Origin of the sequence: Chordicoccus furentiruminis (assembly GCF_019355395.1) — a bacterium.
Taxonomy (GTDB): Bacteria; Bacillota; Clostridia; order Lachnospirales; family Lachnospiraceae; genus Chordicoccus; species Chordicoccus furentiruminis.
The window spans coordinates 2,495,569-2,521,488 of record NZ_CP048829.1 but is presented as its reverse complement, the minus strand read 5'-3'; the positions used below and the strand labels follow the sequence as shown (position 1 = coordinate 2,521,488).

The 25,920-nt window shown below is 55.2% G+C and carries 34 protein-coding genes; 2 read left to right on the top strand and 32 right to left on the bottom strand.

Annotation, left to right across the window (positions count from 1 at the left end; all coding sequences use genetic code 11):
• Positions 1-13: 13 nt before the first annotated feature.
• From G4C92_RS11465 to metK, 27 genes are all read right to left on the bottom strand, one after another.
• Positions 14-3,556 carry a phage tail tape measure protein gene (locus G4C92_RS11465; RefSeq protein ID WP_274939978.1) on the bottom strand — a complete coding sequence of 1,181 codons (3,543 nt, stop codon included), beginning with the start codon at positions 3,554-3,556 and terminating at the stop codon, positions 14-16.
• Between the two features lie 24 nt (positions 3,557-3,580).
• Complete coding sequence (locus G4C92_RS11460; protein ID WP_274939977.1) at positions 3,581-3,889, bottom strand: hypothetical protein; 309 nt, start codon at positions 3,887-3,889, stop codon at positions 3,581-3,583.
• Positions 3,890-4,070: 181 nt separating this feature from the next.
• A complete protein-coding gene (locus tag G4C92_RS11455; protein WP_274939976.1) occupies positions 4,071-4,448 on the bottom strand; it encodes a hypothetical protein in 378 nt (125 codons plus the stop codon).
• 13 nt (positions 4,449-4,461) lie between these two features.
• A complete protein-coding gene (locus G4C92_RS11450) occupies positions 4,462-5,064 on the bottom strand; it encodes a major tail protein (RefSeq protein WP_274939975.1) in 603 nt (200 codons plus the stop codon).
• Positions 5,054-5,401: a hypothetical protein gene (locus tag G4C92_RS11445; RefSeq protein WP_330654708.1), complete on the bottom strand. Its 348-nt coding sequence runs from the start codon at positions 5,399-5,401 to the stop codon at positions 5,054-5,056. Before G4C92_RS11445 ends, G4C92_RS11450 begins: the two co-directional genes overlap by 11 nt.
• Complete coding sequence (locus G4C92_RS11440; RefSeq protein ID WP_274939974.1) at positions 5,394-5,777, bottom strand: HK97 gp10 family phage protein; 384 nt, start codon at positions 5,775-5,777, stop codon at positions 5,394-5,396. Before G4C92_RS11440 ends, G4C92_RS11445 begins: the two co-directional genes overlap by 8 nt.
• A gap of 5 nt (positions 5,778-5,782) precedes the next feature.
• Positions 5,783-6,121 carry a phage head closure protein gene (locus G4C92_RS11435; protein WP_274939973.1) on the bottom strand — a complete coding sequence of 113 codons (339 nt, stop codon included), beginning with the start codon at positions 6,119-6,121 and terminating at the stop codon, positions 5,783-5,785.
• Positions 6,121-6,435: a head-tail connector protein gene (locus tag G4C92_RS11430; protein ID WP_274939972.1), complete on the bottom strand. Its 315-nt coding sequence runs from the start codon at positions 6,433-6,435 to the stop codon at positions 6,121-6,123. Before G4C92_RS11430 ends, G4C92_RS11435 begins: the two co-directional genes overlap by 1 nt.
• Positions 6,436-6,454: 19 nt before the next feature.
• Positions 6,455-7,678: a phage major capsid protein gene (locus tag G4C92_RS11425; protein ID WP_274939971.1), complete on the bottom strand. Its 1,224-nt coding sequence runs from the start codon at positions 7,676-7,678 to the stop codon at positions 6,455-6,457.
• Between the two features lie 46 nt (positions 7,679-7,724).
• Positions 7,725-8,510 carry a head maturation protease, ClpP-related gene (locus G4C92_RS11420; protein ID WP_274939970.1) on the bottom strand — a complete coding sequence of 262 codons (786 nt, stop codon included), beginning with the start codon at positions 8,508-8,510 and terminating at the stop codon, positions 7,725-7,727.
• Complete coding sequence (locus tag G4C92_RS11415) at positions 8,507-9,844, bottom strand: phage portal protein (RefSeq protein WP_274939969.1); 1,338 nt, start codon at positions 9,842-9,844, stop codon at positions 8,507-8,509. Before G4C92_RS11415 ends, G4C92_RS11420 begins: the two co-directional genes overlap by 4 nt.
• 125 nt (positions 9,845-9,969) lie before the next feature.
• Positions 9,970-11,592, bottom strand: coding sequence for a terminase large subunit (locus tag G4C92_RS11410; RefSeq protein ID WP_274939968.1), 1,623 nt, complete (start codon positions 11,590-11,592; stop codon positions 9,970-9,972).
• Complete coding sequence (locus G4C92_RS11405; RefSeq protein WP_274939967.1) at positions 11,592-12,065, bottom strand: phage terminase small subunit P27 family; 474 nt, start codon at positions 12,063-12,065, stop codon at positions 11,592-11,594. The genes G4C92_RS11410 and G4C92_RS11405 overlap by 1 nt, the downstream gene beginning before the upstream one ends.
• A gap of 209 nt (positions 12,066-12,274) precedes the next feature.
• On the bottom strand, positions 12,275-12,550 hold the full coding sequence (locus G4C92_RS11400) for an Nmad4 family putative nucleotide modification protein (RefSeq protein ID WP_274939966.1): 276 nt from the start codon (positions 12,548-12,550) through the stop codon (positions 12,275-12,277).
• A gap of 13 nt (positions 12,551-12,563) precedes the next feature.
• Positions 12,564-12,725 carry a hypothetical protein gene (locus G4C92_RS11395; protein ID WP_274939965.1) on the bottom strand — a complete coding sequence of 54 codons (162 nt, stop codon included), beginning with the start codon at positions 12,723-12,725 and terminating at the stop codon, positions 12,564-12,566.
• 128 nt (positions 12,726-12,853) lie between these two features.
• Positions 12,854-13,006, bottom strand: a complete 153-nt coding sequence (locus tag G4C92_RS11390) for a hypothetical protein (RefSeq protein WP_274939964.1) — start codon at positions 13,004-13,006, stop codon at positions 12,854-12,856.
• A gap of 12 nt (positions 13,007-13,018) precedes the next feature.
• Complete coding sequence (locus tag G4C92_RS11385; RefSeq protein WP_274939963.1) at positions 13,019-13,219, bottom strand: hypothetical protein; 201 nt, start codon at positions 13,217-13,219, stop codon at positions 13,019-13,021.
• A gap of 127 nt (positions 13,220-13,346) precedes the next feature.
• Complete coding sequence (locus G4C92_RS11380) at positions 13,347-13,523, bottom strand: DUF5049 domain-containing protein (protein WP_274939962.1); 177 nt, start codon at positions 13,521-13,523, stop codon at positions 13,347-13,349.
• Positions 13,516-13,749: a DUF4314 domain-containing protein gene (locus G4C92_RS11375; RefSeq protein WP_274939961.1), complete on the bottom strand. Its 234-nt coding sequence runs from the start codon at positions 13,747-13,749 to the stop codon at positions 13,516-13,518. Before G4C92_RS11375 ends, G4C92_RS11380 begins: the two co-directional genes overlap by 8 nt.
• A complete protein-coding gene (locus G4C92_RS11370; RefSeq protein WP_274939960.1) occupies positions 13,746-14,225 on the bottom strand; it encodes a gamma-glutamylcyclotransferase family protein in 480 nt (159 codons plus the stop codon). Before G4C92_RS11370 ends, G4C92_RS11375 begins: the two co-directional genes overlap by 4 nt.
• Positions 14,226-14,353: 128 nt before the next feature.
• Positions 14,354-15,286 carry an amidoligase family protein gene (locus G4C92_RS11365; RefSeq protein WP_274939959.1) on the bottom strand — a complete coding sequence of 311 codons (933 nt, stop codon included), beginning with the start codon at positions 15,284-15,286 and terminating at the stop codon, positions 14,354-14,356.
• Positions 15,287-15,425: 139 nt separating this feature from the next.
• Positions 15,426-16,316 (bottom strand): virulence protein, encoded by an 891-nt coding sequence (locus tag G4C92_RS11360; RefSeq protein WP_274939958.1) that lies wholly within the window; start codon positions 16,314-16,316, stop codon positions 15,426-15,428.
• A 117-nt stretch (positions 16,317-16,433) separates the two neighbouring features.
• Entirely contained in the window at positions 16,434-18,287 is a 1,854-nt protein-coding gene (locus G4C92_RS11355) for a DNA cytosine methyltransferase (protein WP_274939957.1), read from the bottom strand.
• The gene (locus G4C92_RS11350) at positions 18,280-19,545 is read right to left on the bottom strand and encodes a site-specific DNA-methyltransferase (RefSeq protein ID WP_274939956.1); all 1,266 of its coding nucleotides are present in this window, start codon (positions 19,543-19,545) and stop codon (positions 18,280-18,282) included. Before G4C92_RS11350 ends, G4C92_RS11355 begins: the two co-directional genes overlap by 8 nt.
• Positions 19,493-19,741: a hypothetical protein gene (locus G4C92_RS11345; RefSeq protein ID WP_274939955.1), complete on the bottom strand. Its 249-nt coding sequence runs from the start codon at positions 19,739-19,741 to the stop codon at positions 19,493-19,495. The genes G4C92_RS11350 and G4C92_RS11345 overlap by 53 nt, the downstream gene beginning before the upstream one ends.
• Before the next feature lie 281 nt (positions 19,742-20,022).
• On the bottom strand, positions 20,023-20,382 hold the full coding sequence (locus tag G4C92_RS11340) for an HNH endonuclease (protein WP_274939954.1): 360 nt from the start codon (positions 20,380-20,382) through the stop codon (positions 20,023-20,025).
• Positions 20,382-21,440 carry a methionine adenosyltransferase gene (gene metK, locus G4C92_RS11335; RefSeq protein WP_274939953.1) on the bottom strand — a complete coding sequence of 353 codons (1,059 nt, stop codon included), beginning with the start codon at positions 21,438-21,440 and terminating at the stop codon, positions 20,382-20,384. The genes G4C92_RS11340 and metK overlap by 1 nt, the downstream gene beginning before the upstream one ends.
• Before the next feature lie 225 nt (positions 21,441-21,665).
• Between metK and G4C92_RS11330 the strand changes: the two genes are divergently transcribed.
• Positions 21,666-22,538: a MerR family transcriptional regulator gene (locus tag G4C92_RS11330; protein WP_274939952.1), complete on the top strand. Its 873-nt coding sequence runs from the start codon at positions 21,666-21,668 to the stop codon at positions 22,536-22,538.
• A 15-nt stretch (positions 22,539-22,553) separates the two neighbouring features.
• Positions 22,554-22,967: a hypothetical protein gene (locus G4C92_RS11325; protein WP_274939951.1), complete on the top strand. Its 414-nt coding sequence runs from the start codon at positions 22,554-22,556 to the stop codon at positions 22,965-22,967.
• Positions 22,968-23,015: 48 nt separating this feature from the next.
• On the opposite strand, the gene G4C92_RS11320 is transcribed toward G4C92_RS11325, so the two are convergent.
• From G4C92_RS11320 to G4C92_RS11300, 5 genes are read right to left on the bottom strand one after another with little or no spacing between them, the layout of a single operon-like run.
• Positions 23,016-23,477, bottom strand: coding sequence for a hypothetical protein (locus tag G4C92_RS11320; RefSeq protein ID WP_274939950.1), 462 nt, complete (start codon positions 23,475-23,477; stop codon positions 23,016-23,018).
• A 54-nt stretch (positions 23,478-23,531) separates the two neighbouring features.
• Complete coding sequence (locus tag G4C92_RS11315) at positions 23,532-24,917, bottom strand: SNF2-related protein (protein WP_274939949.1); 1,386 nt, start codon at positions 24,915-24,917, stop codon at positions 23,532-23,534.
• Positions 24,914-25,150, bottom strand: coding sequence for a hypothetical protein (locus tag G4C92_RS11310; RefSeq protein WP_274939948.1), 237 nt, complete (start codon positions 25,148-25,150; stop codon positions 24,914-24,916). Before G4C92_RS11310 ends, G4C92_RS11315 begins: the two co-directional genes overlap by 4 nt.
• A complete protein-coding gene (locus G4C92_RS11305; RefSeq protein WP_274939947.1) occupies positions 25,140-25,475 on the bottom strand; it encodes a hypothetical protein in 336 nt (111 codons plus the stop codon). Before G4C92_RS11305 ends, G4C92_RS11310 begins: the two co-directional genes overlap by 11 nt.
• Positions 25,463-25,789 (bottom strand): PDDEXK family nuclease, encoded by a 327-nt coding sequence (locus G4C92_RS11300; RefSeq protein WP_408611776.1) that lies wholly within the window; start codon positions 25,787-25,789, stop codon positions 25,463-25,465. Before G4C92_RS11300 ends, G4C92_RS11305 begins: the two co-directional genes overlap by 13 nt.
• Positions 25,790-25,920: the final 131 nt, after the last annotated feature.

The window sequence follows — 25,920 nt, the reverse complement described above, 5'->3', positions numbered from 1 at the left end:
CTCTCATCCTCCCTTAGCTAAATGCCGCCGCTCTTCTTGCGACGTTCATGTTGATACGTTCCTCAATCTCATCAGCAAGCTCTGAAATATCCTGTCCCGGCTGGCTGTAAACATTCACCGTCACGCCACCGTAGTATATATTCATGGCACGCTCAACGCTGCCAACGGCCTGCCGGATCATGTCCATCAGGCTGTGTGTACCGACCACCGTCTCCGATCCTGCTTCTCCAGCCCCGAGGAGCTGTCCGTTCATCATGCCAAAGATCGTCGGGGAATTCAGGATCATACCAGCATCCATGGCCTTCTTATACCAGTCCACTGAAATCATCGGAATAGAAAGAATGCCACCGACATCCTGCCAGTACCAAGAGAAATGCGGCATCTTCGGTTTCGGGAAGCTCCACGTGAAATTGAAGAGCCCCTTAATCCGTTCTATCGCATTACTGATCGTGGTCTTTGCTGTTTCAATCGGGCTGGTCATGGCCGACTTAATATTATTCCAGGTAGTAGAAGCAGCAGTTTTAATACCGTCGAACACACCAGAGACCTTCGTCTTGATTCCATCAACGATCGTACCGATGCTGGTCTTCATTCCCGTCCACGCGTTGGAGGCCGCCGTTTTGATGTTGGTCATCGTAGTCGAAAGCGAGCTCTTGATGTTATTCCAGGCCGTAGTTACGGAGGTCTTGATGCTGCTGCCAATGGTCGTCACCGTCGACTTGATTCCGTTCCAGATATTGGAGAACGTGGTCTTGATGGAATTTAGTGTCGTGCTAAAAAATGTCTTGATGCCGTTCCATACCGTCGTCGCCGTCGTTTTAATCCCATTCCATACGGTTGTGACCGTCGTCTTCACCGAATTCCAGATCGTGGTGAAGGTCGTCTTGATCGCATTCAGGGTCGTGGTGAAGAAAGTCTTGATCGCATTCCACACCGTGGAGGCCGTGGTTTTGATTCCGTTCCATACGGTTGTGACCGCTGTCTTCACTGCATTCCAGACCGTAGAGAATGTGGTTTTTATCGCATTCAGGGTCGTGGTAAAGAAAGTCTTGATTGCATTCCAGATGGATTCCGCTGTCGTTTTGATCGCGGTCCATACCGTAGTGACGGTTGTCTTGATGGCATTGACCACCGTGGATACTGTGGTTTTAATCGCATTCCATACGGTTTCAAAAGTCGTCTTAATTCCGGTCAGAATCGTAGTGAAGAATGTTTTTATCGCATTCCACACTGTGGTCACGGTCGTCTGGATGCCGGTCACCACCGTGGATACTGTAGTCTTGATCCCGTTCCAGATATTCACGAAGAAATCCCGGATGCCAGTCAGCACCGTGGTGACAAAAGTCTTGATCGCATTCCATGTGTTCGTAAAGAAAGTTTTGATTCCGTTCCACAGGTTTACGAAAAAGGTCTTAATGCCAGTCCAGAAGGTTTCCCAGTCTGTGCCAAACCAGCCAAGGATCGTATCTGCGATACCCTTGATCGCATTCAGCACCGCTTCGAAAATTCCCTTGATGCCATTCCAGATGGAAGTGAAGATCTCCTTCACCCCGGTCCATACCATGTCCCAATCCCCGGTAAAGATCCCGGCAAAGACATCGAAGAGGCCGGTCAGCACACCAAGCACCGTCTCCAGCACGTTTTCAATGATCTCGAAAACGGCAATAAAGACCGGAGCCAGCAGATTACAAAAGCCATCCCAGATCTTACCGATTGTCGCTGTGATGTCTTCAAAGCTGATACCAAGGTTAGCAAGGCGCTCCTTGATGCCCTCCACAAATTCGGAAAAAATCGACTTGATCTTCTCCCAGATCGCAGTCACCTTTTCCCGGAACTCCTCATTTGTCTGCCACAGATGCACAAAGGCCGCAACCAGAACGGCCACCGCAGCAATGACCAGCCCAATGGGTGACGTCAGAAAGCCGATCGCTTTTCCCAGCACACCGCTGATCCCGCCAAGGCTCTGCATCTTTGTTCCAAGGGAGATGATCCCTTTCCCAAGGCTGGCAAAGCCGGACATAGCAGAGCCAACTATGGATATGACCTTCCCAAGTATCAGTAGGAGTGGTCCGATCGCTGCCACCAGCGCCAGCACCTTGATAATGGTCTCCCGCTGTGCATCACTCATTCCGTTCAGCTTATCTACAAAAGCCTGCACTGCTGCGACCACCTTCCGGATGATCGGCATAAGCAGATCCCCAAAGGAAATCGCCAGCTCCTCAAGCTGAGATTTCAGGATTGTGAGCTGTCCGGAAAGGTTGTCCTGCATGATCTCGGCCATGCTCTCAGCCGATCCATCACAGTTATCAATCGCACCGGTCAGCTTATTGAAGTCATCATCTGATGCATTAATAATGGAAAGCCAACCGGCCATCGAGTTTTTCCCGAAGATCGCGGAAACTGCAGCTGCCTGCTCGGACTCGGACAGATTTCCCATCTTCTCTCGTAAGGAGATCATCGTCTCCCGGAGATTAATGGAACCATCATCGTTTTCTACAAGGGCAATGTTGTACTTGTCCATGTAGGTCTGCATCTGCTTCGTCGGTTTCGCAAGGTTGGTGAGGCCCGTCCGTAGGGACGTACCCGCCTGCGACGCTTTGATACCGGCATTTGCCATAAGGCCGAGAGCGACAGACGTATCCTCTGCACTAATGCCAAGGGAACCTGCCACAGGCGCTGCATATTTGAAGGACTCACCCAGCATGGATACGTTCGTGTTGGCGTTTGTACTGGCCGCCGCAAGGATATCCGCAAAGTGGCCGGAGTCCTTTGCCGACAGACCGAAGGCAGTGAGTGCGTCCGTCACGATATCCGAGGTTGTACCCAGATCCTCACCGGAGGCTGCCGCCAGATTCATGATACCCTCGACGCCATCCAGCATATCGCCGGTCTTCCATCCGGCCATCGCCATGTACTCGAAGGCTTCCCCGGCCTCAGATGCCGAGAACTTGGTCTTGGCTCCCATCTCGCGGGCCTTAGCCCTGAGGTCATCAAAATCCTTGCCGGTCGCTCCGGAAATCGCCTGTACCTTCGACATCTGGGCATCAAAATCTGCAGTCGTTTTCACTGCTGCTGCCCCGATGCCCACAATCGGAGCCGTCACATGGGTCGTGAGGGTCTTTCCGACACCTGCGATTTTATCCCCAGCTTGCTGCAGCTTTTTCCCGGTTTCATCAATCTTCTCCAGCGCCGAGTAGGTTGTGGAGACCTGGGACTCCAGATTTTTCAGGGCCTGTTCGGTCTCCTCAATCTCCCGCTGTAAGGCATCATATTTATCCTGCCCGAGTGTCCCGTTCTCAAGCTGCTGCTTTGCCTGTTCCTGCGCAGTCTTTAAGGATTCCAGTTTATCCTTCGTCGCGCCGATCGCTTCTTTTAAGAGTCGCTGCTTCTGTGAAAGGAGCTCCGTGTTCGAGGGGTCAAGTTTCAGGAGGCGCTGTACATCCTTGAGCTGTGTCTGGGTATTCTTTATGGTGGAATTGACATTCTTAAGGGCTTTATCAAGACCAGTAGTCGATCCATCGATCTCCACGGTCAGACCCTTGATTCGATTCGCCATAGATTAGCCGCCTCCTTTCCTTCCTTATTCCGTCAGAAAAAGCGGAGGCAGGGGATGCTTTTCTTTAAGCTCCCGGCTCCGCTTCACGTTGTCTTCCTTCAGACGCTGCACCCGTCTTTGGAATGCCTCGCTGCATTTCTTTTGTTTCAGACGCTGCGCCATCTCTTTATACTTCTCGATATTCTGCCGGAGCTTTTTATCCGTCACTGAAAACTGATATGCCGCCCCACAGTCATCACAAACAAAATAGGTGTGTTCCAGCTCGCCATCCCGGATCGTTACCCAATCCGGCTTCCCGATCACCGCGCCACACTGATCACAGATAATCTCCATACACACCTCCATCAGAATTTATCGAAGTCCGACTGATCGGCCACACGTACCGTTGCACCATAGTCGGCATCGTCATTTCCTTTTTCAGTCCAGATATCCAGTACCATTCCGATGGTAAGGAGGTCGAGATCCGGAATGGATAACCCGACCTCCAGGCACCGAAGGAGGAACAGTGCTGTCGTTATTTCCCGGTTACTTTTTTGAGGTTTTTTTTAGCTTCGACATCCGTAATGAGGTTAGTTCCCCAAAGCTCCAAGATCTCCGGCAGCACCTCATAAATCGAAAACATGTCGAACTGATCGAGCCACTCATCAATGGTCTTCGGAATAGTAGGGTCAGCATGAAACGCCATGATATAAGCGACGTTCTCGAAGATCTCCAGATCCTCAATCTCCATCGCAGAGGCTTCCTCACCGCCTCTATCCTTGTATGCCTTCTCCAATTTGGAGAGGTCTTTGAAAATGTCTCTGCCAAACTTAGCCCGGTACAGCCTCGGCACAGAGGCCGAGGACCGGAAATTTACATCTTTCCCGCAGATGTTGACTGTCTTCTGAAGCATACGCTACCTCCTATCAGGAACCGCTATTTCCGCTGCCGCCAGAAAGTGCAGGCGAGGGAACATAGACATTCTTATACCAGTTGTTATAGGTGGCCGTGCTGGTCTCATCTCCGGTACGGGATTTCACAAGGCCATCCTCCCTCGGGTCTGCAGTCAGGGCCAGCGTTTCCGTTCCCGGTTCAATGCTGGACTCTTTGGTCTGAGATTCGATGGACGGACGAGAGGCCGTGCAGTTATACAGCACATGACGGATTGCGTTGATGTCACCATCAAACTCAAAGAGCAGGGCAAAATAGACAGACTCGGTAACGTCCGATCTTTCGATCAGAACACCATTTGCATCCTTCTCCTCCTGCAGGATCTCCGTGCGGAACCACTCCGGTACCAGCGCGATTTCCAAGTCGCCGGAATATCCGTTGTTCGATGTGCTTCTGAAGTACACGATGCCGTCTGCATAGAACGGAGAAGAATCTCCCTCTGCATCGAGCGAAAGGCTCACCGCACCCGGGATTGCCACCGGCGTCGCATACGTAAAGGTGCCGTCATCGCCTTTGGTCAGCACCGCTGCGTGTACATTTTTGAGGTTGTACTTCACCTTGTTTTTCTTATTCGCCATAGCTTACCTTCCTTTCAAAGGAGTACAGGACTTCGTAGAGCTTTTCGCTCTCGATCCAGACTTCTGTTTTCTCATAAAAAATGTCGTGGGCATCGAGTACATTTTCGATAATTATTTCCGCAGCCGGACTTTTCTCATCGGTGTAAAGCTCGATGTGCACGACATCCACTTTCAGATAAACCTTTCCATCCGCAGAGAAATGATCACTTCCTGGGATCAGATAGGTAATAAACGGAGGTTTTGGGGACTCGCCCTCCGCGAAATGATCGTATGCGAAAGGGAGCCCCATCTCTGTAAGCAGGTCCAACAGGTCCTGCAGTTCATTTATCTCATCCATCTCTTAGGCCCCTTTCGATATCACGAAGAAGCTCTTCTTCTGCAGCCTCCTCAGCCGGTGCGATGTGCGGGATTGCCCGGACCCGGCCACCATTCCGTTTTGCATGTCCGTGCTCAAGGAGGTGTGCCAGCATATAACGGGTCGGTGAATACACCGTCACCTCCAGCTCTGTAGAGGTCTCTTTGGTCTTCTTCGTGCGCCAGCTTTTTGCATACCTTCCTGTCTGCCTCGGAGCACTCTCTCCGATGCCCTTCTTTACAGAATTACCAGCTTTCGTAACTGCCGTTTTCACCACTTCCGCAGAGAGCTTGCTGTACTCTTCGAGCTGTTCATTTACAGCATCCGCCAACTCATCAATCTGTATCTTCTTTCCCATCGCGCTCACCTCTCAGAAAGCTCAGTGTGTATCTTCCGGCTGTTATGCTTAAATCCCATCTCGTCAATCGACTGGATGTTATAGATCCGATTGCCCAGAAGAATACGGTACTGCTTGGAATTCACCGCAGCGGTCTCAGAGGAATATCGAACGGTCATATCCAACCGATCCGCCTCCACTGTATGCCCAGCAGCTTCTTCCTCTTTCGTGGAAAGGCCGCTGGTCACAGCCGTAGCCCAGCACTTGAAATAATCGGTCCATACAGATTTATGGTTTCCATACTTATCCGTCACGGTCTCATTCTTCTGAATGGTGATCCGGGTCCGAAGTCCTGCAATATTCATCACACCGCCCCTTCCCGAATGGCAAAAAGGATCGATCGGAGTGTCAGCGTCAGCTCGTGATGATCCGCTTCCTCCCGGTGCTCAAAGAGATACCCAAGGGCATAGAGGATCGCCACCTTCATAGTTTCCCGAATAGGAGTAAGGGAGGCGTCCTCCGTATCGGAGTTGACCGCCTCCCACTGTTCATTTGTCAACCTCGCCACATCAGCGCAGAGCCTTTCGGCAGCAGATAAAAGGATACCGATCATGGCATCCTCATCCGCCGTATCCACCCGGAGGTACCCTTTGGCTTCATCAAGCGAAACGAGTGCCATGATCGATCACCTCCCGTTATCAGCCTTCCGCATTTGCCGCCGGAGCGGTTCCCTTCATCTTCAGCGCCTGGATAGCCTCCGGCAGGATCAGCTTGCCGTCAACACGCTGTGTGCTGATGAAGCCAACCTGGTCAGTGCGGGCGTACAGTTCATTCAGACGCTTAAAGGTGCGGTTCTGGCGGTCAGCGATCCAGTAGTAAGAGAAATCGCCGAACAGCAGGGCCTTCTGTCCCGCCGTGATGGAGGGCATATAAGAACTGGTAATGATCGGACGGGACAGCACGGTATCCGGCTTGCCGACCTCAAGGGAGGGCTTCCAGATATAGTTGTCGTTCTTGTCCTTGATCTTCATCAGCTGAAGCAGAAGCGCCTCGTTGCAGAGGAACTTCGCCTTCTTGCGGTACGGGGACTTCAGCGAGTAGTAGAGGTCAAAGATCTCGTCAAACTTCACAGCGGTTTCAGATGCGGCAGTCACGCCGACCGGAACGCCGCCGGTTTCAGCCAGGAGGCCGAGGGGCTTGCCCTGCCCGTCACCCTGGATGAACGCCTTCTCCTCGGCATTGCCCATGCGGACGCCAAAACGGCGCGCGATATAGGATGCCAGGTCGAAAGCGGAATCATGGAGCAACTCGTTGCTGATCTTGATCATGGTTCCCATCTTGTAGGCTGCAAGCGTGGTCTGGCCGAAGGTCGCGTCAGCTTCCGGGATCTCCTCGCCCTCATCGATCCAGGACGCCTCACCGGAGTCCTCGGCGATCGGGATCTTGCGGGTACCGGAAGAAGTACGGATCACAGTGGCAAGGCCACGGAAAATGTTGTTCTCCTCCAGGGCTTCGACCAGCTTGCGCTCAAATTCATCCGGCACGGTATAGCCGCCCTTCTCATCCTCGCCGATGGAAAGGCCCTCCAGTGCCTCATTGGAAATGCGGCCGCGTAGCATGTTCCAGAATGCCTCGGAATACTCAGCGGTCGCAGTCGCGCGGACGTTTTTCTTCTTGCCGTCCTTCGGGTCGGAATGTACCGGGGTGGAGGTCGGCTGGGACAGCTTTGCATCCATCTCGGCCTGTTCCTCCAGGCGGGTGATCTCATCACCCAGGGCTTTCACGTCGGCCGCCATCTTGTTGTACTGCTCGACAGCCTCCGCCTTCACGAGGCCGTTCTCGTCCCTGTGCTGCTCAAGGAATGCCTTCGTCTGCTCCCACAGGGTGTTTCTCTTATTCCTCAGTTCGATAATCTTGCTCATGGTATTTACCATCCTTTCATAATTGAACATAGAAAAAGCCGGACCCTCATCTGAGGAAGTCCAGCTGTCTCTTTAAGATCTCGTAGGGCATGGCCCCTGTTTCCGTCTTTCCGTCCATGCCGATGCGCGGCACGTCAGGCTCCTTCTCCTCCGGCGCCGTATCCTTCACGCCAAGGGAATTCAGCACTGCCATGTCCGTCACTCGGCCTTGATAGAGGAGTGCCTCAAGAACCGGTTCAGCAGTTTTCGGATCTGCGTCTCCGCCTTCTTCCGGCTCCGGTTCCTTTCCCTTGTCCTCATAGAGGACTTCGTCCGCAAAGCCCAGCTCCACAGCCTTCTTCGCGTTCATCCAGGTCTCGTTGCTCATAAGCTCGGCGATCTTGTTATGCCGGAGTCCCGTTTTGGCGGCATAGGCGTTAATGATGGACTCCTTCACCTCATTCAGCGTGGTGATGGCCTGTTCCATCGCCTTGGTGTTGCCCATCGCGATGGTGGAGGGGTCATGGATCATCAGGAGGGCCGTCGGGGACATCAGCACCCGGCTTCCCGCCATCGCCACCACGGACGCTGCCGATGCCGCGATGGACGCGATCTTCACCGTGACGGCTCCCTTGTAATCCTTCAGCATCGTGTATATCTCAGCGGCGGCGAACACGTTCCCGCCCGGGGAGTTGATCCAGACGGTCAGGTCGCCTTCCTCCGCTTCAAGTTCCTGGCGGAACATCGCGGGCGTGATCTCATCGCCCCAGAAGGACTCCGAATCAATGGGTCCTTCCAGGCGCAGGATCCTGCCTCCCGTGTCGTCCCGAATCCAGTTCCAGAATTTCTTCACTGTCGTTTACCTCTCTTTCTGTTCTCCGGCTTTTCCTCCGGGTTCTCCTGTGTGTCCGGTTCCGGCTCTGGTTTTGCCGCGGCGGCCTGCTGCTTCCCGGCATCGGCCAGTTTCACGTAGCCCCCGTTCAGGTAGTAGTCATCGCCGCCTTTTTCCGCAGGGATCAGGTCCATATTTTCCAGACGGTGTATATCATTGGGGGACAGGAATCCATTGCTGATTCCCGTGGCGTACCCCTGCATGCGGGACTGGTAGTCGCCGCGGAGCAGCCCGTCCACGTTGAACTTCGGAAAATAAGTATCCTGTTCTTCCTCCATCAGCAGGTCCTTAACGATTGCCTGCTCGAACCGCACAAGCCAGGGCGTCAGTGTATGTACCACGAAGTCGATGCTCTGGTGCTCGATGTTGCTGAACGTGGCATGCTCAAGGTCCTGCACCATGTGCGGGGGAACACGGAAGATCCGGCATATCTCGTTCACTCCGAACTGTCTGGTTGACAGGAACTGTGAGTCCTCCGGAGGCAGGGAGATGGCTTTGTACTGCATCCCTTCCTCCAGGACAGCCACCTTGTGGGCGTTGTTGGCCCCGCCATACACATCCGACCAGTTCTCCCGGATCTTCTCCGGATTCTTCAGCACCCCCGGATGTTCCAGGACGCCTGACGGCTGTGCGCCGTTCCGGAAGAAGCTGCTGCCGTATTTCTCCACGGCAAGCGTTGTGCCGAGGGCATTTTTCATCATGGCGATGGGGGAAAAACCCACAAGCCCGTTGAATCCAAGTCCCGGAACGTGAAATATCTCATCCCTCCGGAAGAAAATATCCTTATTTGTCTCGCCCGGTTTTTCATCCGTATAGGCGTGGTAGATGTAATAGATCTGTCCCTTCTCATCACGGTCGACTTCAACGTTCTCCGGGAGTAGCGGGTACAGCCCCAGGATGCCGTTCTTGCCATCCCGGACGATCTGCGCGTAGCAGTTGCCCCACAGCAGAAGATGCGTCATCATCACTTCTCGGAAGGAGAACGATGTCATCTCCGGGTTTGGCTGCCGGTAAAGCAGCTTGTACAGCGGATGGTCCTTCGCGCGTTCCTTGCCCTTCTCCGAGTCATCCGTGAAGCGGTACAGATGGAGGGGAAGCCCCGCCACCGTTTCCGCCAGGAGCCTCACGCAGGCATAGACCGTAGCAATCTGCATCGCGCTCTTTTCATCCACACGCTCGCCGGAGTCCGCCCGTCCGAAGACGAACGTCTGCCCGGAGTCCCGGACGCTGTCCTCCACCCGCGGCAGATCAGGGGCATCCCTCGGGCTGATGCCCAGCCATTCAAAAAATCCCATAGGCCATTTCCTCCCGTAACGTCAAAAAGGACCTCCCGGCATCCCGGGCGGCCCTCGCAGTTTTCCACGATATAAGGATAACAGAATCCGCAAGTCCAATCTCTCGCGATTCTGGACACTTCTGGTCAGAACACCATCAGGCCGCGCTCATCATAGACGCTGCCGTGCTCCTCATGCCGGATGCAGCGGTCAAGCGCCATGATCGCCGCCACAATGCCGTCTATCTTTTCCGGGGATTTCGCCTTGGTCGGCTTGATGTTCTCCGCGGCATCCCTGTCGACCACCACGTTGCCGCTCATCCACCGCATGACCGGATTGCCGCCGTGGATGATCTTTCCCTCCATCAGAAGTTTGTAGAACTCCTTCGTGGGCGGGCTCATGTCCTTGAAGCCCTGGCCGAACGGAACGACCGTAAAGCCCATGCCCTCAAGGTTCTGCACCATCTGCACGGCTCCCCATCGGTCAAAGGCAATTTCCAGGATGTGATACTGCTCACCGAGTTTTTCGATGAACTTCTCAATGAAATCATAGTGGATCACGTTCCCCTCAGTCGCGTTGATGTAGCCCTGCTGATGCCATACGTCATACGGCACCGATGCCCTGCGGACACGGAGGGGTATCGTATCCTCCGGTATCCAGAAAAACGGCAGCATGATATATTTCTCTGTCTCGTTCCTTGGCGGGAACATCAGCACAAAAGCCGTGATGTCCCCGGTGCTGGAAAGATCCAGTCCTCCGTAACAGTCACGGCCCTTTAAGGATTCCATGTCGATGGGTATGTTCCCGAGATCATATATCTGCTCCGGAATGAACCGGGTCAGGGAGGACACCCACATGTTTAGACGGAGCTGCTTGAACACATTCTCCTCGGCGGGGTTTTCCTGCGCTTCCCGGAAGGCATCACGCACACGGTCGATCTGTATGGTCTGCCCCAGGGAGGGGTTCGCCTTATACCAGTTTGTCTCGTCCGTCCAGTCATCGTCATCCGTCAGCCCGTAGACCACGGGGTAGAAGGTATGGTCGACCTTCCTTCCCGCCATGATGTCCAGGGCCTTCGTGTGCAGTTCATAGCAGATGCTTTCCTTATCCGTCCCTGCGGTCGTGATCAGGAAATACAGCGGCTGCTCCCGGGCGTCGCCGCTGCCTTTTGTAAGCACGTCATACAGCTTCCGGTTCGGCTGGGCATGAACTTCGTCCAGGACAAGCCCGGAAACGTTCAGGCCATGCTTGGTCCCGACCTCAGCAGAGAGGACCTGGTAGAAACCGGCATTGGAATAGTTCACGATCCGCTTGGTGGCGGCAGCAACCTTGGAGCGCTTATACAGCGCCGGTGCCTTTTCCACCATGCGCCTGGCCACATCGAAAACAATGGACGCCTGCTGCCGGTCTGCCGCTGCGCCGTACACTTCCGCGGACGGCTCGTTGTCAGCATAGAGAAGATACAGCGCCACTGCCGCCGCAAGCTCGGACTTACCGTTCTTTTTTCCGATTTCGATATAGGCTGTGCGGAACTGCCTGTGACCGCTTGCGTCCACGATGCCGAAGATATCCCGGATGATCTGTTCCTGCCAGGGGAGCAGCCAGAACGGCTTGCCGTCCCACTTGCCTTTGGTGTGGGACAGGTTTTCAATGAACTTTACAGCCCGGTCGGCCTTTTTCTTATCATACCGGGATGTGGGCAGCATGAAGGGAGTAGGCTTGTAGTCCTTCAGTTTCGGGTAGCCTGCCGGCCTTGGTTCCCTTGCCATCAGCTGTCACCTCCCAGAAGCGCCTCCAGTTCATCGCCGCTGTCCGCGCCGGAGATATCGGCAATGATGCGGGAGCGGGATGCCGGGGTCAGGCCGAACTGCTCCGCAAAACGGTTCATGACTTTCAGATAGGTCTGCGCGATGGACACCTGCGGCACCTGCTGCCAGTATCCGCTCGGCGTCTTCACGATGGTGCCGTGCTGCGTGATGAATTCCTCGGCTTCCTTCCACCTGGCATATGCCTGGCAGTATCCCGCGAAAGCCGCCATGTCAACTTCCGTCAGCACCCCCATCAGTTCCATCTTTTTCGCAAGCCTGCGCCATTCCTTCTTCGCCTCCGGCTCCAGCCATTTCGGGCAGGAAGGCGCCTTCTTCTCAGGTTTCGGCTCCCTGTCGTTCAGTTTTCTTTTGCCCGGATTGCCCTCCAGCTCCTTGATCGCTGTCGGCGTGGGCTTCCTTCCTCTCGTCGCCATCAGGCTCACCTCCTTCCTCGTCAATCGGCCCCAGCCATGACGGGTCGGGGACAAAAGCATCATACGGAAGCTGTGTCCTGTCTATCAGGAACTTCTTAGCCATAGCTTCCTCCTTCTGGGTAAAAAAATAAGACCCTTCGGTCTTTTCGTGTGTACGAGAAACAGCCCCTTCCGGGCCGTTCCCGCCGATATTCTGATCGGTGTGTTTCTTACTGCTGCATCGCCCAGGCCATCGCGTGGCCGTCATCCTCAAACTCGACTCCGCTGACCGCTCTCAGCCCGATGGTTCCTTCGCAGGAAAGGTCATCGTTGAGGTGCTCGTAAACCGCTCCGAAGTAGCAGGGCTTGTTCCTGCCGTTGTAGTAGTATCCCGCGAGGAGAACCCTGTCTCCAAAGTTCAGAACCTTGCTCCATCTGCATTCGAGGTCTTCCGGGGTGGTGGGGTTCGGCAGCCTGTAGGTTTTCATTCCTTCGTTGATTGTCATGTCTTTGTCCTCCTTATTTCCTTATGATGTTGAAATCCGCGATGCTGTAGCCGTTTTCTCTGACGTAGCTGCAAAGCCAGTTGTCTGCGTCTGCCGGGTTGTCGAATCTTTTGATTTCCTTCCATCCGGTTTTGTATCCGGTGTAGGCTTTTACGATCCAGGTGTTTTTCTTCATGGTCTGCTTCCTCCGTTTTGCTTTGTTTTCCCTTTCGGTATGTGCATATTACCGTCAGGTGCGGAGTATAGCAACTCATATCTGCTTCATAATCTGAACAAAGATATTCACATTATGTTGTGCAGATCTTACTCGAACGGAAGGTCATCCAATTCGGCTTCCTCCTCCGGGGTAAGTTCCCTCTGCCAGTCCTCCGGGGGCTCCGGCTCCCAGAACCGGCTCGGCAGGTCGTGATTCTCGTGGTAACCAAATTCTGCTCTCAGGCGTTCATCCGTTGTCATGCTCCTGCCTCCTTAGAATGCTTTTGCAATCCAGTGCCCGTGCTTGCGGCTCTTGCTGAAAAGGTAGGTGGTTCCGTTGACCTCGAGGTAGCGGTCGTTGACAATGCAGACCTCGCAGCCTTTGCTTTCCATGTGGCGGTAAGCCCTGTGCGCCAGTTCCTTTACACTGATCCCGAATCCGTAGTTCTCGATGAAATTCTGAAGTTCTGTCATGTCCTTGCCCTCCGTTTTTTGCTTTGTTTTCCCTTTCGGTATGTGCATATTACCGTCATGTTCCGTGGGAGCCAAGACAATTCTGCTTCATAATCTGAACAAAGATATTCACATTATTTTGTGCTTATTATTCCTCTCCGTAGAGAATGAACCGCACGTATTCCTTCGGATGCTCTTCAAGGAAAACGACCAGTTCATAGTAATTCCTGTCAAACGCCATCCGCTGCACCACCGGGACGTCAAACATGTTCGTTTCCCCGGTTTCCCTGATCGCGAGGATCTGCTCCTTTATCCTCTCAGTCATCCGGATCACCAACCTTCCGCACCGCATCCTGCTGCCAGACCACGTTCAGCCCGGAGCCGTTGTCCCACCGCATGAGAAGGCTTCCCGTGTCATCGACACCGAGTACCGTGCCCCTTGTTCCGATGGGCGGGGCCTGCGGGTCATCCATAGCCACCAGTTCCACCCTTGTCCCTTTCGGGTACATTCTGCGGATCATCTCCACCGTTTCTCTCTTTGGAAACATCATCTGCCGTCACCTCCCGTGTGTTTCTTCCCGGTGCTTTCCCGGTAGGCCCGTTCGAGGATCTTCGTATTGAAGCCGAACCGGAGATACCCTTCCAGGCAGACCATGTAGTAATTCTCGCTTGGCCTGCCGAGCGGCCGGCTCTCGTCCATGATGTAGACAAATGCTTCCACCTCATCTACCACCAGGGGGTTCGCAAGGCTCCGCAGCATCACCTTCATCGTTTCCTTCCGGTAGAAGCGGGGATACCCTTCGTAAAGGTCGAGTGCCGCCTCGTCTTCATCGTCCACTTTCCAGACCAGAACCGGAACCGTCCGTTTCTTCATCGGTTCGATGGTCAGGTAGCTTCCTGTCTGGCTTCCCTTAAAGAGGAGCCGATAACCGGGAATGTCGGAGTACCCGACGTAGACCGCTGACGGGCATCTGTGGAGCATCTGCGCCACCGACAGGTTGCTTCCGTAGGCTAAGTAGTACTTCATTCTCTGTACCATCCTTTCGTTTATTCGAAGGGGATATCCTTCTACCACCGAAAGACCGCTCCGTGGCGGTTCTCGGTAGGAGGAGGCTGTCTCCTTCCTCAGCTGTGCGGTCCTGCGCCGTGTTCCCTTCAGGCGGCGTGCCTCCAGGCGCTGTTGCCTTCGAAGTTCCTCATGAAGTAGTCCCTTGCCGTTTTGAACTCGTCCCCGATGAATCCGAGGCGGAGCATCCAGCACCGGAAGGCGTAGGCTTCGTTTTCTGTCTGCTGTTTTCTCGGGCTCGCCGTCCGGAGCTGCTTTGCCATCTGGCTCATCGCCATGCAGAGCTGGATCATCGCCTTCAGCTGTCCGGCGTGCAGGCCGCCCTGCCGTTCTTCGGTCTTCTCATCGAAGTTGAAGCACCGGAACTCTATGGTGTGGTAGCGGTTGAAGTAGCTGTGCAGGTTCAGCATCCGGTACCGTGTGTGGCTGTAGTGGGCGGTTTCCGTGGGGCCGTTGTACCAGCACCTTGCGAGGGCTTCGTTTGTCTTCGGCTTCCGGCTGTTGATCCTTTTCAGGAAATCCGGGTCGACCGTCTGGCAGTACCGGCTCTGGCGGTAAGCCCCGATCTCGATGGCCTTGGTCAGCTGGTCTTCATGGCTTGCCATCAGGTTGACCAGGTTGCGGATGGTCTGCGGCGTGTGGCCGTCGCTTCCGATGTGGATGTGCACCCCGCATCCTCTGCTCGGGCTGCTTTTCGCGCCCGCGTGGCGCAGTTCCCGGATGAGGCCCTGCAGGAATTCCATGTCGGCGTACCGGAGGACCGGCGTTACCAGTTCGCACTTTTCGCTGTCCGACCCCGCGATGCTGACGTCCTTCTGGAATTTCCATTCCCTTCCGGCCTCGTCCCATGCGCTCCAGGTTTCGTAGCCGTTGCGGCGGGCTGTGTACTCGTACCTTCCGGTTCCGAAGTAGGCGGCTGCCGTCTTCGCCGCGTTCTCGCGGGTGATGCTGTTCATCTCGACCTCAACTCCGTAGGTCTGCGTCTTCATGTTCTCGATCTGCTTTGCCGTTGCGTTTGTCATGGTTTTGGCTCCTTTCAAAGTGTGTTTTTCTTCCCTTGCGGTATGTTATTAATCACTCTGAAAGGACTATATAGCAAGTCAATTCTGCCCTGTTTCCGGGCATAATTCTGACAAAGATCCGGCCTGAAAACTGTGTATTTTATGACTGCTCCTCAGATAATGAAGCCTGCCTCGCAGCCTCCCTTTTCTCTGCCTGACGGCGCGTCCAGCGTTCCTTCTCGGCATCCGTGCGGAAGGCGCAGTGTCCGGAAAGGTTCCGCATCAGCATCTTCCGTGTTTCCTTATGATCGGGGCCGTTCATGCCGAGGCGGGTAAGCCAGATCCGGAGGGCGTACTTTTCGTTCTCCTCGTTCACCGCCTTTGCCTGGATGCGCTTCTGGGCGAGCGCCTGTTTGTTCATCATGGCGCAAAGTTCCGTAAAGGCCCTCATAGCTTCCGGCTCCGCTGTCTCCGGAAGGGAGGCGAAGGTGATGTCCTCCGGCGTGAAGGTCAGCCCGCTGATGGCTTTGCCGTGCTCCTCCTCGTAGTTTCCGACTGTTCTGAGGAAGTCCTCTGCCTTAAAAAGGGCTGCTGCCTGCAGGGCTTCCGCAAGTCCCTCATCCACCCGGAAATCCGTGCCGAGCGCCTTGTTCACAAGGCTTGCCCGCGTGTAGACCAGGTTTACGAGGTTCCGCAGGGTGTTCCCCGTGTGCCTGCCCATCGGCAGCTTCACCGTCAGGCTGACCCCTTCGGGTTCTTCCGCCGTGCCGGTCCCTGTCGCGGCCTTGTCGGCTTCCTCCGGCTCCGCGGCGGCTGTTTCCCCGATGCCTTCGTATCCGGCGGCAGTAAGAGCCTCCAGAACCTTCCCGGCCACCTCGCTGTCGGCGCGGTCATCAAACTCAAGGGTGCCGTCTTTCGTGACCGTGAAAAAACCGATGTCGTAAGCGCAGGTCGGCATGAACTTGTAGACCGCCCTTTCGCCTGTTGCCTGGGAAATGACCTTCACCAGGGCTTTGCGCTCGTTTCCTGTTACGTTGTAACTGATCCTCATGGTATGTACCTCCGTTTTTCTTTTCTGCCGTCCCGCGGCGTAGTGTATTAATCACTCGCCGCGGAAGATAAAGCAACTCATATCTGCTTAATATCCGAAGGAAATACCGACAAGGTTTCATCCCCGGAACTGGTCATAATACACGATGCCCGAAAGCACGAACCATACGCACGGGAGCGCCACTCCGTTGCCCCACAGCTTGTATTCGGAAGAATCCAGGTGCGGATCTTTCAGCCATTTCACGATCTGGTTCCGGGTCTTCGGCTTCTTCGCATGGGTGACCACCTGCCTGTGTGTCTCAAATACATCCGCCCAGAAAGCAATGTCCTCCTCGGAAGGCTCCGCGGTTTCAAGCCCGCTGCACCACCAGTCCGGGAAGCCCTGGAGCCTCGCGCATTCGGTTGGTGTCAGCCTGCGTACAATGTAGTAGGGATCGGCGCTCACCACGGGCGGCTCCTTATATTCAGTAGCCACCAGGGTGTCGAGCGCGGGTTCGTCAGTGAAATGCGTGAGATGGGAATTCTTTGTGCCGTGGTAAACGGGAGCCGCCACCCCGTGATGCTCTGTGGCATTGAGGGTATACATCGCGTCTGACTCATTCCATCCGTCCCCCTGATGGCTCGGCCGCTGCCCGTTTCCCTCCAGGGGATACGCCTTCTCCACCACGGCGATACCGCCCTGGTTGCATCCGGGATGCCCGCCGTTCAGATCAAGCGTCCGAGAGGTCTTCGCCTCATAGATCCCGGCATGGGGATTGCCGGAGAGCATGGCATGGCTCTGGTCAGAACTGATGCCGAAAGCGGAAGGCGCGAACAGCGTCTGATCGTTGCTGGTAGCAAGGGTGGCGGATTTGTCCTCCTGCACAAGGGCGCCTTTTCCGCCGCCTTCCTTCCCGCAGCGGATCTTAAGTGTGTACGGGACGAGCGGACCGTCCGGGGTCATGATAAGAGGCACATTGTTCCCGCCCGTTCCCATCCGGCTCGTCAGCGTCTGGATGGCGTCGCCCTCATCGATCCTGATGCGGCAGTCAGCCGGATGGTGCTCCAGGGCAATCGCGGCGGGAACCACACCCGCCCGGAGGGTGGGAGATATCTCATCCTCATATCCTATGGAGCGGGATCTGGCGGAATGCTCCGTGCAGAAACCCGCCGCCATCACCACGGGAGGATGCCCGTGATCCTGCGCCCGGAGCGTCCCGGACACGTCCTCAGACACATCCATCCGATCGCCGCCCTGGTCGTTCAGGCAGATGCCGCCTGCCGTTCCAGTGCCGCCTTCAGAATTTCGGGCAGCTGTTTTCCACGCTTCGAAGCCCTCCGCAGAATACCCTGACAGGCCTTCGGACTTAAATAGTATGTCTCCGGCACGTTCTCCTCCAAAATCTGCGACAAGAAAGATTCTTGCGCGGCGCTGGGGAACGCCCCAGAACTGAGCGTCGAGAAGCCGGTAAGCCACGCTCCATCCGTCTCCCAGGTACACATCGGCGTAGGGCCATCCGTTTTTACCAGGCGCAGGCACCTCGCAGGACGGTTTTTTGACGCCGATGACCGCTTCGAGGACTGATTTGAAGTCCGCTCCGCCGTTGCTGCTGAAAGCGCCCGGGACGTTCTCCCAGACACAGTATCTCGGTTTCTCTCCATTGGTTTTCTCCCTCATTTCCTTAATGATGCGGATCGCCTGGTGGAACAGTCCGCTCCGCTCGCCGTCAAGTCCGGCCCTTCGTCCCGCCACCGACATATCCTGGCAGGGGCTTCCGAAGGTAATGATGTCTACCGGAGGCAGTTCCGCCCCGGACAGCTTTGACACATCCCCGAAGTGCTTTACCTCCGGCAGGCGCTTTGTCGTCACCCGGACCGCAAACGGCTCAATTTCCGAATTCCACACGGGCTGTATCCCGGAAAGGATGCCCGCCAATTCAAAACCCCCGGAACCCGAAAACAGGGAACCGAGGGTCAGCGTTTCCTTATTCATTTTCAGCGTCCTCCAATCCCGCACATACTTCATCGAATGTGAGTTTCTGCCCGTCACGGAGCACATACACATCTTCGGAGCCCCCATGCTCACCGCACCAGGACCGGAACCGCTTCACGATCACGTCCACGAATTTCGGGTCCAGTTCAATGCCCCGGCACACACGGTCTGTCTCACAGCAGGCGATCAGGGTGGAACCGCTGCCGAGGAACGGGTCGAGCACGATGCCGTTCGTCATGCTGCTGTTCCGGATCGGGTAGCTCATGAGCGCCACCGGCTTCATCGTCGGATGATCCTTGGAGGAGCGCGGCTTGTCATACTCCCAGACCGTCACCTGCTTGCGGTCGGAATACCACTGGTGCTTCCCGGCCTGCTTCCAGCCGAACAGGCAGGGTTCATGAATCCACTGGTACGGCGACCTTCCAAGGACGAGCGCGTTCTTTTTCCAGATGCAGCATCCGGAAAGATAGAAGCCCGCGTCCTTAAATGCCTTCCGGAAGTTCAGCCCCTCGGTGTCGGCGTGCCACACATAGATGCTGCCATCGTCAGCCAGGTTGGCGTGCATACAGCGGTATGCGGACAGGAGGAAGTTGTAAAAATCTTCATCCGCCATGTTGTCGTTCATGATCTTCCCAGCGGTTTCTTCCACGTCCACATTGTACGGTGGATCGGTCAGCACGAGATTTGCCCTCTGCCCGTCCATCAGGCGTGTGTATACTTCCTCGCCTGTGGAGTCTCCGCAGATGACCCGGTGCTTTCCGAGGCACCAGAGATCTCCCGGCTTGGAGAACACGGGATTCTGCAGCTCCGCCTCCACGTCAAAGTCATCTTCCTGCACATCCTTGGAGTGGACTTTGTTAAAGAGCGTCTCGATCTCAGGTGGGTCAAAGCCAGTCTTGCCAAGGTCGAAGTCGGAGTCCTGGATGTCCTTCAGCAGGTCCGCCAGGAGATTCTCATCCCATGCGCCCGTGATCTTGTTCAGTGCGATGTTGAGCGCCTTCTCCCGGGTCTTGTCCACATCGACCACGGCGCAGGGGACTTCCGTGAAGCCGAGGTCCATCGCCACCGTCAGTCGCTGATGTCCGCCGATGATCGTCATGTCAGCGTTCACCACCAGCGGATCGGCAAAGCCAAACTCCTCGATGCTGTTTTTGATCTTCTCGTATTCCCTGTCACCCGGCTTCAGCTTTTTGCGCGGGTTATACTCAGCCGGTTTCAGTACGGTGACCGGCAGCACCTTCAGCTGTGCGGTTTTCATTCAGCCTTGCCTCCATTTCTAATTTCACGTCCTTGTGCCGGGTCTCGAACTTCCAGAATGCCCACCGGCACTTGTCTGAGCAGAACTTCTTCCGTCTGCCGACACGGTTCATCACGACAGGAGAACCGCACCAGGGGCAGAACTGTTTCGCGCACCCGGCGATAAACTCGCTCATATCCGGATCTTCAAATTCCATAGCTTCCTCCCTGGCACGAAACGTCTGTGCCGCTTTTGCGCTGGCACGAAACTCCATCAAAAAAGGCAGCGGTGGAAATCACTCCATCACTGCCTTTTGGCTCACTGATTTTTTGCGGAAAAACGGCTGTTTCCCTTGTGTTTCTGCGCTTTCCGGGTCCATTTCGCACTGCCGCCCCGGCTCCCTCAGGCCCCCGGGCTGCGAATTTCGCGGTTTTTAACGCGAGAGGGGGCGGCGGTCTGCGGGGGTCTGCCCTATAGAGATTGCACCCCGGCCCCCGGTCAGTAGTGGTAGGTCGGCGTCTCGTCCTGCAGGCGGGTCTTCCTGTCATGGCACCGTTTGCACAGCGGACGCCAGTTGCTTCTGTCCCAGAAAAGTTTTTCATCACCGCGGTGCGGAACGATGTGGTCGACAACCGCTGCCTTCACGTACCGTCCGTTCTTCATGCATTCCTCGCACAGCGGGTGTGCCTTAAGGAAGGCCCGGCTTGCCTTCTGCCACGCCGCACCGTAACCGCGGCTGTGCGCTGACCGCACCTCCTCCGGGTGCATCGGCCTGTGAAGGTCGCAGTACTTTGTCCCGCTCGGAACAAGGGCGGCGCATCCTGGGTGCTTACATGGCACCCGTGGTTTCACAGGCATTACCGCTCCCAGGGAAGGCCCGGCCTCCCGAAGTGTCCGTAGCTGCTGACCTGGTTGTAATCCACCGCCCGCAGGGAAAGGCTCTCACACATCGCCCTCGGGGTCAGGTCGTAGCTGTCCTTTACGAACTGCTCAATCATGCGGGGATTCTGGCTCTCCGTACCAAAGCAGTCGATGTTCACGGATACGGGGTCTGTCATTCCTATGGCATAGGCGATCTGTATCTCGCATTTATCGGCATACCCGGAAAGTACGATGTCCCTTGCGATCTTCCTTGCCATATATGCGCCGGAGCGGTCGACCTTGGTGGGGTCCTTCCCGGAAAGGGCGCCTCCGCCGATCCTGCCGATGCCGCCGTAGGTATCGCACGCCAGCTTCCTGCCCGTCACACCGCAGTCGGCAAAACTGCCGCCTATGACAAACCTGCCGGTCGGATTGATCAGCTTTTCAAAATCCGTATTCAGTGCGTACTCGGAAGCCGCCAGTACCATCGCGCTTTCCACGATATGGCGGAAATCCGATACCTCAACATCCGGGCTGTGCTGTACGCTGCAGAGGAATACCGTGATCCGGCCCGTATCGTAATCATAGGAGACCTGTGCCTTGGCATCAGCACGGAACATCCGGCTCGGATGGTTTTTAAGTATTTGCAGGAACTTTGTCGCCACCACAAAGGGGATCGGCAGCAGTTCCGGGGTTTCATTGGTGGCATAGCCGTACATGATGCCCTGGTCGCCGGCTCCTCCCTTATCCACGCCAAGCGCGATGTCGGGGGACTGCTTTTTCACCAGGATTCCGATATCAAGGTCGGCGGGATAGCCCAGGCGCCCACGTCCAATGCGCTCAAAGACCTCATACACCAGTTTCCGGTAGTCCGGCTCATGGGTGCTGGTCAGTTCCCCCGCGATGATCAGCTGGTCGTTCTTCAGAAGGCACTCAATGGCGACACGGGATTCGGGGTCGTGCCGCAGGCAGTCGGTGACAACGGCATCCGCGATCTGGTCGCAGATTTTATCAGGGTGACCGTCCGACACCTGTTCGCATGTAAGAATTCTCATATTTTCCGTCCTTTCATGGCGAAAGCCCCGGAAGGACGATCCTCCGGGGCTCCGCGCGGTTTTTCACGATATAAGCATACCAGTTTCCGCAATATGCATCCCACGCGATTTTGGACATTGGTTTCTTTCAAAAAAATTTCAAAAAAGGCTTGTTTCGGTCTTAGACCGAAGTGTTATAGTACAGACAACCACCGAAGTGATCACTTATAAAAGGGGGTGCGAACCTTGAAAAAAGAATATACGTCCCAGGAGTTACGAAGACTGCCGGGAGTCACCTACGACACGCTCCGCACGTGGGCCGGCAGAAGAAACGATGACAAGAAACGGAAAAGCGGTAAACGGCAGCCAGTTCTCCTGTCTCCGCTCCGCAAGCCGGGTCCCACTCAGTGCTGGGTTTACGGCAGCGATGCGGTCGAACGTATCTGGTGGATCAGGATGCTGCAGATGCTCGGATACAAAAACGAACAGATTGAAGAAATACTCTCTGCTCCGGGACAAGGCCCGGACAAAGAGATATGGGGTTCTCTGGACGGAAAAATTAACGATCTTCGGTGGAAGACTAAGCATCTGAGTACCGCGCAGGGTTTTGCTGAAACGATACGTTCAGTCGGAAAGCTGCCAGCCTTTCCGCACAAGGAAGGGGTAGATGATATCGACCGATACCTTGAAGTTCTTCCGGTAGACCCTAAAGTCGGATCATCTGATTATGAAACGGGGTCGCGAGAACTGCTGAAAGCGCATGGAATAGATAAGGACACGGTTATAGCCAAGTCCAACACTCCGGAACTTTTAGACTTACGTGACCGCATCTACCGCTCAATCAGAAAGTTGTGGATGCTTCATGTGCCGGCCGGCTCGGAGAAAACGTATTCTCTTGTTGACGTGCTCTACACGGAATCACTCGAGAAGCAAGGGGCCGACCTGGATGTATTTCACAGTGTCGGCAAGAATTTAGTAGCACAGGGTGGGCAAGGCCAAACCTATGATGACAAATACGGCGTCGGGTTTTCGGCGTACCTGGCAGAAGCAATTTTCATCTACTGTTTCGTCCGCTCCCTGCAAACAAACGAAGAAGAACAATCAACAGACAAATCCTAAAATGGAGGAATTCAAATGGAAAACAAAGACGTAAGAGAAATGGCCGAGGTGCTCACGAAGTCCCTCGATGACACGCAGAAAAACGCACTCAACACAGAAAAACTGGTACAGCAGGTCTGCAACATGAGCGGCCAGGAGAATCACAATCAGGTGGTTGCCGGAATCATCGCAGACAAAGACACCGACTGGGAAAAGAAAGTCGATCTGATCCAGAAGGCCAATGCCGAATACGATCAGCGGGAAGAGAACAACACCCGCCGTGTCAGAGATCTTCAGTCGACACAGACCCAGAACGTAGGTGCCGCGACAAGCTGGTGGGCTGAGAACTGGGGATGGGTTGCCGCTGCAGGAGGCCTCGTTCTGATAGCTACTCCGGGCGGGAGAAAAATGATCTCCTCTGCAACCAAGTATCTGCTTACCGCATCATAAAGGATAAGGCCCTTGAAGTTCCGCAGCCTGGAACTTCAAGGGCCTTTTTTACTGTCTTCCGAACAGCAGTACGGTCAGGCGGTCAAGCGCACGGTTCTTCCGCTTATAGGCGGATGTCTGCTCAATCTTGAAATACTCTGCGATGTAATAGACGGCATTGGAGCCGTAGCTGTTCGCGTCACCATAAAAGGTTTCAAGAACGTACTTCTCGTCCTCTGTCAGCTGATCCCAGGCGGGCTTGAACCAGTCCATGTATTCCACGGCCTGACGGTACCGCTCTTTCAGGATGTCGATTTCCTCGATGCCGTTCAGGATACGCTCCTCCTGTGCATTCGGATTGTGTGCGTGGGGCATTCCGTCCCACCCGGGACTGCGGACTGCGGACATCTTGTCCCGCTCAGCACGGATCTCATCATCAGTGTGCTTTATGATGAACTGCATGCTCTCGTAGTCCTTGATCGCCGCGATTGTCGCGGACCGCTTGTCCAGATACTTCCACATAATGCTCATGGCTTCTACCTCCGAAAATATGATTTGTATTTCCCGGATTGCCATTAGGTTGACTCAGATTGTCAGGTGTGCCTTCACCGCGGCGATGAGATTCTGCTGCGTAGTGTCCTTATGCTCCAGGGCTTTCAGGACATCCTCGTCAACGGTATCCCGGCAGACGATGTGATGGGCGGTCACCACTTCTTTCTGACCCTGGCGCCACAGGCGGGCGTTGGTCTGCTGATACATCTCAAGGGACCAGATCATGGAGAACCAGATCAGGATATGGCCACCCCTCTGAATGTTCAGTCCGTGTCCGGCACTCGCCGGGGAAATCAGGCCAACCTGTATCCTCCCGGCGTTCCAGTCGGAAATGTCAGCATCGGTTCTGATGTCCCTCGGTGTATATCCCTTTGCCGCCAGGTGCTCCATGATGCGGCTGTGGTCATGCTGATACCAATATGCCACAAGCACGTTCTGGCCGTTGGCCTGCTCGATGAGGTCTTCCAGCATCAGCAGCTTCTGGCTGTGGATCGGCACAATTTCCCGGTCGTCTGTGTATATCGCGCCGTTCGCCATCTGCAGGAGTTTCCCGGAAAGGACGGCCGCGTTGGCGGCATCAATCTCTTCACCGTCCACACTGACCAGCAGTTCCTTCTTCATCTCCTCATACAGTGTCCGCTCGTCCGGCTCCATATCCACCCTGTGGATGACGGGGATGAACTCCGGCATGTCCAGGTAGTCCAAGGCTTTCATGGAAACGGAGATGTCGGATATCCGGCTGTAGATTTTCTCCTCCGCTCCTGGGAGAGGCACGTAGTTGTACACGACCCCTGTGTACGGATTCATGCCTGCCGCCTTGAAGTAGGCATCACGGTACCTGCCGATGAACCGCCCAAGCCGCTGCCCGTTGTCGATGAGGTAGGTTTCCGCCCAGAGGTCAAGCAGCCCGTTGGACGCCGGAGTCCCGGTCAGGCCGACCATGCGCTTTATCTTCGGACGGACCTTCCGCAGGGCTTTCCACCTCTGGCTGTTATGGTTCTTGAAGGATGAAAGTTCATCGATCACCACCATATCGAACGGCCAGGGGATATGGCGTTTCTCCAGGTAATCCGTCAGCCACTTCACGTTTTCACGGTTGATGACATATACATCGGCGGGAGTCCGCAGAGCCGCTTCCCGTTGCTTTGCCGTCCCGACCATCACGCTCATCCGAAGGAACCTGGCATGCTCCCAGGTGTCTTTCTCCTCCGGCCATACAGTCTTCGCTACCCGCAAAGGTGCTATGACCAGTACCTTCGACACCTCGAAGCTGTCAAACATCAGGTCAAGGATGGCGGTAAGGCTTATGCAGCTTTTCCCAAGGCCCATCTCAAGTATCAGCATCGCTTCCGGGTGCTCCATCAGGAAGCGGACGCAGTAATTCTGGTATTCATGCAAATCCTGTCGTTTCATTGTCATTTGATCCCCTTCTCATCCATCTCCCGCATGATCCGCTTAAGCAGCGCCGGGCCGTCCAGGTCGGTCAGGGCGGCGAAGTAATCCGAACAGAAGAACTTCGTGATCTCCCTGACCGTGGACTGTGCCGCCGCGTCATTCGGAAACCTCTTCAGCCTGCGGTATGCCGGCCTGAAATCCTTCACCGCCTGCAGGATGATGGCGTTTGCCAGTTTCTTATAATTTTCATCGTACACTCAGTTCCCTCCAGGTTATGGAACCGATGACCCCGGCGGCTTTGGACAGCGCGTTCCTGTCGATGTCCTTCTCCCTGATCAGCCCGGCGATGGTTTCAGACTGTGTCCGCAGCTGCTCCATCACCTCCCGGTGGTGATCCTTCGCGCCTTTCAGTTCCGATTCCAGCTCATCGATATAGTCCGCATCCGGGTCATGTTCCGACAGCAGTTCCTCAAGTTCCGTCCGGGCTTCATATCCCAGGTACTCATCCACCAGGGAGATGATGTCCCTCTCGCCGAAGATTGTGTGGGTGCTCCCGTCCGTCAGCTGTATCACGTGCGCCATGCCGCCACCTCCTCAATGATCCCGGGGATCTGCTCAGGGCCGTCCAGGACGAAGACCGGGAAGCCCAGTTTCCGCAGCATCCTGTGTCTGTTCGTCTGAAGGGGGCGCGGCTCCTTTCCGGGAGCCTTTACCTCGACAAAACCGATCCGGCATCCCGGAAGCAAGACCATGCGGTCGGGCATCCCATCCATGCCGGGTGATACCAGCTTGGGGCAGATGCCGCCCGCTTCCTTCACAGCCCTGACCAGGTGCTGTTCGATTTTCTTCTCATATATGTCAGTTCTGTCTGAACCGATTTTTCTGCTCTTAGACATTAAAAACCTCCTGTTTCTGGGCATTTCCGATTTTTGTCTTTTTGTCTGAACCCTATAAGACATAAAGGGATTTCTGTACTGATTTTCAGAAAGAAAGAAATAATCTTTTTTTGCCTATATTTAGGAGTCCA

What these genes read in the sequence shown, in the direction of transcription:
- G4C92_RS11465 (WP_274939978.1), bottom strand. Translation starts at nt 3,556, where the DNA reads ATGGCGAATCGAATCAAGGGTCTGACCGTGGAGATCGATGGATCGACT.
- G4C92_RS11460 (WP_274939977.1), bottom strand. Translation starts at nt 3,889, where the DNA reads ATGGAGATTATCTGTGATCAGTGTGGCGCGGTGATCGGGAAGCCGGAT.
- G4C92_RS11455 (WP_274939976.1), bottom strand. Translation starts at nt 4,448, where the DNA reads ATGCTTCAGAAGACAGTCAACATCTGCGGGAAAGATGTAAATTTCCGG.
- G4C92_RS11450 (WP_274939975.1), bottom strand. Translation starts at nt 5,064, where the DNA reads ATGGCGAATAAGAAAAACAAGGTGAAGTACAACCTCAAAAATGTACAC.
- G4C92_RS11445 (WP_330654708.1), bottom strand. Translation starts at nt 5,401, where the DNA reads ATGGATGAGATAAATGAACTGCAGGACCTGTTGGACCTGCTTACAGAG.
- G4C92_RS11440 (WP_274939974.1), bottom strand. Translation starts at nt 5,777, where the DNA reads ATGGGAAAGAAGATACAGATTGATGAGTTGGCGGATGCTGTAAATGAA.
- G4C92_RS11435 (WP_274939973.1), bottom strand. Translation starts at nt 6,121, where the DNA reads ATGAATATTGCAGGACTTCGGACCCGGATCACCATTCAGAAGAATGAG.
- G4C92_RS11430 (WP_274939972.1), bottom strand. Translation starts at nt 6,435, where the DNA reads ATGGCACTCGTTTCGCTTGATGAAGCCAAAGGGTACCTCCGGGTGGAT.
- G4C92_RS11425 (WP_274939971.1), bottom strand. Translation starts at nt 7,678, where the DNA reads ATGAGCAAGATTATCGAACTGAGGAATAAGAGAAACACCCTGTGGGAG.
- G4C92_RS11415 (WP_274939969.1), bottom strand. Translation starts at nt 9,844, where the DNA reads ATGGGATTTTTTGAATGGCTGGGCATCAGCCCGAGGGATGCCCCTGAT.
- G4C92_RS11410 (WP_274939968.1), bottom strand. Translation starts at nt 11,592, where the DNA reads ATGGCAAGGGAACCAAGGCCGGCAGGCTACCCGAAACTGAAGGACTAC.
- G4C92_RS11405 (WP_274939967.1), bottom strand. Translation starts at nt 12,065, where the DNA reads ATGGCGACGAGAGGAAGGAAGCCCACGCCGACAGCGATCAAGGAGCTG.
- G4C92_RS11400 (WP_274939966.1), bottom strand. Translation starts at nt 12,550, where the DNA reads ATGACAATCAACGAAGGAATGAAAACCTACAGGCTGCCGAACCCCACC.
- G4C92_RS11395 (WP_274939965.1), bottom strand. Translation starts at nt 12,725, where the DNA reads ATGAAGAAAAACACCTGGATCGTAAAAGCCTACACCGGATACAAAACC.
- G4C92_RS11390 (WP_274939964.1), bottom strand. Translation starts at nt 13,006, where the DNA reads ATGACAACGGATGAACGCCTGAGAGCAGAATTTGGTTACCACGAGAAT.
- G4C92_RS11385 (WP_274939963.1), bottom strand. Translation starts at nt 13,219, where the DNA reads ATGACAGAACTTCAGAATTTCATCGAGAACTACGGATTCGGGATCAGT.
- G4C92_RS11380 (WP_274939962.1), bottom strand. Translation starts at nt 13,523, where the DNA reads ATGACTGAGAGGATAAAGGAGCAGATCCTCGCGATCAGGGAAACCGGG.
- G4C92_RS11375 (WP_274939961.1), bottom strand. Translation starts at nt 13,749, where the DNA reads ATGATGTTTCCAAAGAGAGAAACGGTGGAGATGATCCGCAGAATGTAC.
- G4C92_RS11370 (WP_274939960.1), bottom strand. Translation starts at nt 14,225, where the DNA reads ATGAAGTACTACTTAGCCTACGGAAGCAACCTGTCGGTGGCGCAGATG.
- G4C92_RS11365 (WP_274939959.1), bottom strand. Translation starts at nt 15,286, where the DNA reads ATGACAAACGCAACGGCAAAGCAGATCGAGAACATGAAGACGCAGACC.
- G4C92_RS11360 (WP_274939958.1), bottom strand. Translation starts at nt 16,316, where the DNA reads ATGAGGATCAGTTACAACGTAACAGGAAACGAGCGCAAAGCCCTGGTG.
- G4C92_RS11355 (WP_274939957.1), bottom strand. Translation starts at nt 18,287, where the DNA reads ATGAATAAGGAAACGCTGACCCTCGGTTCCCTGTTTTCGGGTTCCGGG.
- G4C92_RS11350 (WP_274939956.1), bottom strand. Translation starts at nt 19,545, where the DNA reads ATGAAAACCGCACAGCTGAAGGTGCTGCCGGTCACCGTACTGAAACCG.
- G4C92_RS11345 (WP_274939955.1), bottom strand. Translation starts at nt 19,741, where the DNA reads ATGGAATTTGAAGATCCGGATATGAGCGAGTTTATCGCCGGGTGCGCG.
- G4C92_RS11340 (WP_274939954.1), bottom strand. Translation starts at nt 20,382, where the DNA reads ATGCCTGTGAAACCACGGGTGCCATGTAAGCACCCAGGATGCGCCGCC.
- metK (WP_274939953.1), bottom strand. Translation starts at nt 21,440, where the DNA reads ATGAGAATTCTTACATGCGAACAGGTGTCGGACGGTCACCCTGATAAA.
- G4C92_RS11325 (WP_274939951.1), top strand. Translation starts at nt 22,554, where the DNA reads ATGGAAAACAAAGACGTAAGAGAAATGGCCGAGGTGCTCACGAAGTCC.
- G4C92_RS11320 (WP_274939950.1), bottom strand. Translation starts at nt 23,477, where the DNA reads ATGAGCATTATGTGGAAGTATCTGGACAAGCGGTCCGCGACAATCGCG.
- G4C92_RS11315 (WP_274939949.1), bottom strand. Translation starts at nt 24,917, where the DNA reads ATGACAATGAAACGACAGGATTTGCATGAATACCAGAATTACTGCGTC.
- G4C92_RS11305 (WP_274939947.1), bottom strand. Translation starts at nt 25,475, where the DNA reads ATGGCGCACGTGATACAGCTGACGGACGGGAGCACCCACACAATCTTC.
- G4C92_RS11300 (WP_408611776.1), bottom strand. Translation starts at nt 25,789, where the DNA reads ATGTCTAAGAGCAGAAAAATCGGTTCAGACAGAACTGACATATATGAG.